Annotated in this window: 7 protein-coding genes; 3 read left to right on the top strand and 4 right to left on the bottom strand. The window is 59.9% G+C overall.

Features of this window, described 5'->3' with window-relative positions; all coding sequences use genetic code 11:
• The 3 genes from QVP03_RS08690 to QVP03_RS08680 form a co-directional block, all read right to left on the bottom strand.
• A partial coding sequence (locus QVP03_RS08690) for an FAD-dependent oxidoreductase (RefSeq protein WP_288210719.1) occupies positions 1–270 on the bottom strand: 270 nt, incomplete at its 3' end.
• A gap of 141 nt (positions 271–411) precedes the next feature.
• A complete protein-coding gene (locus tag QVP03_RS08685) occupies positions 412–1266 on the bottom strand; it encodes a hypothetical protein (protein WP_022333093.1) in 855 nt (284 codons plus the stop codon).
• A 15-nt stretch (positions 1267–1281) separates the two neighbouring features.
• Complete coding sequence (locus QVP03_RS08680; RefSeq protein ID WP_022333092.1) at positions 1282–2976, bottom strand: C69 family dipeptidase; 1695 nt, start codon at positions 2974–2976, stop codon at positions 1282–1284.
• A gap of 191 nt (positions 2977–3167) precedes the next feature.
• On the opposite strand from QVP03_RS08680, the gene QVP03_RS08675 reads away from it, so the two are divergent.
• The 3 genes from QVP03_RS08675 to proC all read left to right on the top strand — a co-directional run bounded on the left by QVP03_RS08675 (position 3168) and on the right by proC (position 5989).
• Positions 3168–4421 carry a WD40-like domain containing protein gene (locus tag QVP03_RS08675; RefSeq protein ID WP_055203407.1) on the top strand — a complete coding sequence of 418 codons (1254 nt, stop codon included), beginning with the start codon at positions 3168–3170 and terminating at the stop codon, positions 4419–4421.
• A gap of 112 nt (positions 4422–4533) precedes the next feature.
• Positions 4534–5202, top strand: a complete 669-nt coding sequence (locus QVP03_RS08670) for a YggS family pyridoxal phosphate-dependent enzyme (protein ID WP_022333090.1) — start codon at positions 4534–4536, stop codon at positions 5200–5202.
• A gap of 4 nt (positions 5203–5206) precedes the next feature.
• Positions 5207–5989 carry a pyrroline-5-carboxylate reductase gene (gene proC / locus QVP03_RS08665; RefSeq protein ID WP_022333089.1) on the top strand — a complete coding sequence of 261 codons (783 nt, stop codon included), beginning with the start codon at positions 5207–5209 and terminating at the stop codon, positions 5987–5989.
• Between the two features lie 218 nt (positions 5990–6207).
• Here proC and QVP03_RS08660 read toward each other — a convergent pair.
• The coding region (locus QVP03_RS08660; RefSeq protein ID WP_288210718.1) for a LysM peptidoglycan-binding domain-containing protein at positions 6208–6463 on the bottom strand (256 nt) is incomplete at its 5' end.

The raw sequence follows: 6463 nt of genomic DNA, 5'->3' as shown, positions 1-6463 counted from the left end.
GGCCACGCCGCGCGAGCGCGCCACGATTTTTTCCAGATTGGGATGCACCTCGCCCGTGAGTGAGATCCCGTAATGTTCGGCCGATTTGCAATAAGTGTAGACCTGTGCGCTTTTCAGCAGCGCCTTGGTCGGGATGCAGCCCCAGTTGAGGCAGACGCCTCCCGGTTCCGAACGCTCCACGAGCGCCACCTTTTTACCTAACTGCGCAGCGCGTATCGCCGCTACATAACCGCCCGGGCCGCTGCCCACGATGATGATGTCGTATTTCATGGAGTCTGTGAGGTTTTATTAAGTGATATCTTCATACTCGTTTCATGGAAATCCGTGCGGTTTTAAAGTATATGGCGTTCCCACTCCTGCCATGCACCGTTTCCCTCTCCCGGATCTTTTATCGGGTTGTGAGGCCCGGTATTAACAGTCGAATGCATAATATGACCGGCCTACGCATTTTACGATTTGAGATTCGTCGGCTTTCGACGATAAGAACAAGACTACGCATTTGGATTCGTAGTCGTCCGAAACATCGAAGACGAAGTCCGGCTTTGCGTCGGCATCCAAATCTCCGATCCAGAGAATGAGCGCTTTGGTGTCCCAGAATCCCGGCATGGCGATCAATAATTGCTCGTTTCCCGACCCTGCTTCCGACAGATAGAGTTTGTAGTTTTTTACCGTATCCCACGAACTTTCATCTCCCTCTGGTTGGTCGCCCGTATTGACTCCGCTTGCACGCAGCCGATACTTCCGGCCGTGAAATTCAAATTCCATTTGCTCGCCTGCCGGAACATTGTCCTGTTCCGCTTTCATGGTTTCCACACCGCTTGCTGCAGGTTTTATCCCCTTTATCAGCAGCAAACCGTCTCTGGCGGAACCGACATACGCGACCGAATCCCCAATGCAGTCGTCATAGGAGTTTCCGATCTCTAAATCCGCTTTTTTCAGGTCGAAATAACCAGCGCCGTCCTCATAAAAGTCATACCAAGATTCCGAATACATATGGTCGAAATCCGAGGCTTGCGAACCCCTGTATCCCGCCGGCAGCAAAATGTCGATTTCCGTCTCTTCATCGACGGGTAACCGGGTGTAGTCCTGTTCGAATACCGAATCTGCATGCAGTGAGTCCGGCGTAGGATCGTCGCATGCGCTTATCCGGTTAGCGTTTTCTGCAGGCCGATTTGAGACGGCGTATAAAGATGCAGCGATGAAAACGGTTGTTATTAAAAACAGAGCGACGAGGATCGTGGTTCTCCTGTTTATTTTCTCCTTCATTTTCTCTGTGGAGTTTTAGTCGATGACTTTCAGTACTTCACCGTTATCGGCCGCCACGGCACGCTTCCATTTCTCGTTGTAACCCGGGAACTGGATCTTGTCGGGGATCTGTTTGCCGTTGCCGTTGTCCACGAAATGCGCCGGGCCGCCCTTGCCGTCGAGGTATTCCAGCACGCCCGCATGTTCGCTTTTCACGTTGCCGTCCATGTATTTCACCAGCAGGTACTTGTCGAGCTTCGACCAGCGGTCGAACAACTGCTGCGCCGTGGCGATGCTGAACTCCGAGAGGAATTTGCCGCGGGCCTTGGGCGAGAGCGTCATGGCCTCGGCATCGACGTCGCGCACCAGGCGGAGCGCCTCGTTTTCCCATTTGTCCACGACCTTGCGGATGTCGCCCGCGATCATGTCGTAACGCATGTAGGCGAAGTTCGAAACGCGGTTGAAGAGCCAGAACGCCGACGTCGGCGAATATTCGAGCATCGAACCGTTGCCTTCGCTCAGGCACTCGGGGACGCCCTGCGTGCAGCAGTAGATGGGCGTCAGGCACGACGTGGCCGCATCGTCCACGCCGAACCAGAGGATGCCCATGTTGTCGGGCACGTCGGGGCGTGCCTGTGCCACGAACCAGAAGCCGGTCTGCTGCGTGGCCGTCGCACGTTCGTTGCAGTATTCCACGCCGTCGACCTCGAAATACATCGGCCGCCAGCGGTAGGGGCAGGCGCTGCCCCCGGCGCCTATGTCGGTGGTCATGTCCATCGGCGTGCCTTCGTAGTGGTCGCGCATGCAGTCGAAGACCACCTTGGGCGACACCTTCGTGCGGGGTTTCACCCACAGGGGCATGCGGTTTTCGGCATTGTGCCCCATCGCATAGTCCACGTATTTGTCCATTCCGTCGGCCACCGTGCGGAAGAATGCCCACACGCGGGCCTCGCAGCCTCGCAGCGCGCCGAAATCGGCCGGGGCGTAGGCTTCGCAGAAACTGAAATCCTCGTCCGTGCCGTCGTAGTAACCCATCTCGCGGGCGAACGCCACCACGTCGGGCGAATAGAGGCAGTTCTCGGGGTCGTCCTTCGGGAAGGTCGTGATACGCGCCTGGTTGGCGTGCGCCGAGACATAGCCGTCGGGGATGCGGCGGGCTACCCATACGATGCCCTTGCGGGCGTTGCCGCCCTTGCCGTCGTCCTTGTAGCCCTTGCCGATCAGCTCCATGATCCACGCCTCTTCGGGGTCGACGATCGAGAACGACTCGCCGCTCGAGGCATATCCGTAGGTGTTCGCCAGCTCGGCGATCGTGAGGATCGCCTCGCGGGCGGTCTTGGCGCGCTGGAGCGTGATGTAGATCAGCGACCCGTAGTCGATCAGCCCTGTCGAGTCCTCCAGTTCCGGGCGGCCTCCGTAGGTCGTTTCGCCGATGATGAGCGAATGCTCGTTCATGTTGCCGACGGTCGAATAGGTTTCGCCCGCCTGCGGGATGTCCGTCAGGTAGCGTCCCGTGTCCCACTCGTAGACGGGCAGCATGGCCCCGGCCCTGAATTTCCCGCCGGGGGTGTGGTACAGGGCGCCGTAGAGCGCGTGCGAATCGGCGGCATAGGAGACCATGGCCGAGCCGTCGGTCGATGCCCCTTTGGTTACGATGAAATTGGTACAGGCTGCGGCTGCGCCATAGGCGAAGAGGGCTGCCGCCGCGAGGCAATACTGGAGTTTTCTCATAGGTTTTCCGGTTTTGATCCCAAATGTACGAAACAAATCCTAAACGGCAAAACGCAGCGGGTACGATATGTCGCATTTTATTTGGATATTAGGGCTTTATGTCGTATCTTTACGACGTATGCAAGCGCATTGCATTCCGGCGGATACCCCCCCCCGGTGCGGAGGTATGTAATTGTTATATAGTAGGTTATATGAAGAAACTATTGTTTTTATCCTTTTTCGGGCTTTTCCTGCTGGCATGTACCACGGACGAGGGCGATGGTGCGCCGTTCGTCACCGACGTGGTGATGCCCCCGTCATCGCAGCTATTCGCGCCCGGCGACGAGGTGACCGTTGCGGCGCGCGGCTTCGAGGCCGACGACGACATCATGCTGCGGATCGCGTGGCCCCTGTCGCAGGCGGCTCTCCCGGAAGGATATGCCGACGGTGTCTGGGCCGTCGTGACGGAACGTACCGAATCGGACATCACGTTCCTGGCCCCCGGAGGCTACCCCGCCTCTACGACCGAGGTGAAGCTCTTCCGCCGCGGCAAGGCCATGACGCTGGGTAAAATATCCGTATCCGACGGCCGCCCGCCCGAGGAGCCGTCGCTCTACGGCATCACCCAGTACGATTGCGACGAAACCGGGATCGACCGGATCGACCTGACGACGGGCGACCTAACCCGCATTGAGACCTTGGGCGTTTTGCGCCGCATGCACTGCGTGGTGAATACCCCCGGTTCGAACCGTATCTACGGCCTCGCGCCCGGCGGAAATATCGGCGCTGCGGCGTTCTACGACCTCACGATGCGTTATTTCCGGGATTCGGGCTACGACAATGTCGTCGTCGCGGGCACCCTCTCCGATTTCGCCGCCTTCCTGCGCCATGAGGCCGGCCGGCTCGTCCTCATGGAGTTGAATATGACCCGTACCAACGTCGCACCTGTGCCCCCGTCGTGGATGCTGCCTTCGGACATTGCGCCCGAGATGCTGGGCGAAAATCCTTTCGTGACCGTCTACGGCGGTTACCTCCTGCTCGCGGCACACACTGCCCCGGATAGTTATACGCCGCTGGTGCTTACCGGCCGCAGCGGCGAGGGATACGCCGTAAAAACGGGCGATGCCGAACAGGCCGATGCGATGGTGCCGTTCGGAGTGCTGGACAAAGGGCAGGACGGCGAGACCTATTACGCCGTCGGCGGCTATGCCGTGGCGAAGGGCGGTGTGACCGAACTGCGTCTGTATAACCCCGTGTCGATGGAGTTCGACAGGACGCTGGCGGCGGTGCAGGGCACCGTCCGCTCGATCGCCGTCCGCCATGACGGCGGGAAGACCGAGGAGCTGTTCATGCTCTGCGACACCGGCGACGGCGGCAACCGGATCCGGGTCTACGACATGGAGTCCGGCTCGGAGCGGGTCTTGGACGGAGCCGTCCCCTGCTCCGAAATCGTACTGGCCCGATAGCATGTCCGGGATTCCGGACGGATAAAAACGGTATGCAGGCCCGGATTTTTTCCGGGCTTGTTTCGTCTTGTACGAATTTTGCGTATTTTTACACACCAAAACCGAATAGATTATGTCGATAGCATACCAATTGTCCTTCGTGCGCGGCACCCTGCCCGAGTATGTCACGCTGGTCGCCGTGTCGAAGACCCACCCCGCCGGGGCGATCCGCGAGGCCTACGATGCCGGGCACCGCATTTTCGGCGAGAGCCGTCCGCAGGAGCTGCGTGAAAAATACGACGTGCTGCCCAAGGATATCGAGTGGCACATGATCGGCCACCTGCAGACCAACAAGGTGAAGTATATCGCCCCGTTCGTGTCGCTGATCCATTCGGTCGACAGTGCGCGGCTGGCCGAAACCATCCAGCGCGAAGCCGCCAAATGCGGCCGCACGATCGAGATACTGCTCGAAATCCGCGTCGCCGACGAGGAGAGCAAATCGGGCTGGGAGCTGGATGACCTGATGCAGTACCTCCGCACGGCGCCTTTCGCGCAGATGCCGAACATCTGCGTACGCGGCGTGATGGGCATTGCGACCAATACCGACGACTGGGAGGTGATACGCCGCGACTTCAGGGAGCTGAAGCGCTGTTTCGACCTGTTGCAGCCCAATTTCGGGGCGCGGTTCAACATCCTGTCGATGGGCATGTCGCACGACTACCCCATCGCCGTCGAGTGCGGCTCGACGATGGTGCGTGTCGGGTCGCTGATATTCGGGGAGAGGGATTATTCCAAACAATGATGATATGAAGGTAGGATTTATCGGATTCGGAAACATGGCGCAGGCCCTGGCCGCAGGGCTTGCCGCATCGGGGGCTTTGCAGCCCGGGCAGATCGGCGCATGCGCCCGCGACCGGGCGAAGCTGCACCGTAATACGGAACCCCACGGGTTCCTCGCTTTCGACGATGCCGCGGGAGTCGCGGGGTTTGCCGACGTGGTGGTCGTGGCGGTGAAACCGTACCAGGTCGAAGCCGTGCTGGCCCCCGTCAAAGGGATGCTGGCGGGCAAGGTCGTCGTTTCGGTAGCCGCCGGGATGACGTTCGACCGCTACGAGGAGATCCTCGCGCCGGGGACGCATCACCTCAGCACGATTCCCAATACGCCCGTGGCCGTCTGCGAGGGTATCGTCGTCTGCGAACGCCGCCATTCGCTGTCCGAAGCCGAGTGGCAGTCGGTGCAGGCGTTGCTGTCGCACGTGGGGCTCGTGATACCGGTGGATACTGCCCAGCTCGGCATTGCGGGGACGGTCTGCGGTTGCGGCCCGGCTTTCGTGGCGATGTTCATCGAGGCGCTGGCCGACGCTGCCGTCAAGCACGGCATCGTGCGTGCCGATGCCTATCGCATGGCCAGCCAGATGGTCGTCGGTACGGGAAAACTGCAACTCGCCACGGGACAGCATCCCGCCATGATGAAGGATGCCGTCTGTTCGCCCGGCGGTACGACCATCGTCGGTGTGGGGGAGCTGGAGCGCAAGCGTTTCCGGGGAGCCGTGATCGACGCCATCGACGCCATCCAGGATAAGAAATAGGTTCGCCCGGGCGCTGCTTGTTACCCGAATTTGGTTGTCGCCCGGGAACATGCCGTTTTCCGGAGGCTTCCTGTCGCATAAACGGCACCAAACCGTTTTACCGGAATTCCGCATTGCTCTCCTCAGGGACGAGTAAAAGAGGCCGGGGCCCCAAAGCCCCGGCCTTTTTCGTCTATGTGTGGGAGCAGCCGTGCCGTATCCCATCGGCACTTCGCTGCCTACCGCACCCGCAGCGAGCGTCCGATGCGCAGCGTCGTGGTCGACTTGATGCCGTTCAGTCGGCAGATGTTTGTCACGGTCGTACCGTACTTGCGGGCGATGGCGCCCAGCGTGTCGCCCGACTTGATGCGGTGGTACTTCATGGCTGCCTTTTCGGCCGCCTCCTTCTTGTCCTGCTCTTCGTTTGCGATTTCGTCGTCGAAGTCCTGCCCGGCGTTCGAGTAGATGCTGAAGAACGATTTTTTCAGCAGGACG

This window comes from Alistipes sp. CAG:29, assembly GCF_000435435.1.
Classification (GTDB): domain Bacteria; phylum Bacteroidota; class Bacteroidia; order Bacteroidales; family Rikenellaceae; genus Alistipes; species Alistipes onderdonkii.
Note: the sequence above shows the minus strand (reverse complement) of the source record. Positions and strands in the feature narration are given on the sequence as shown.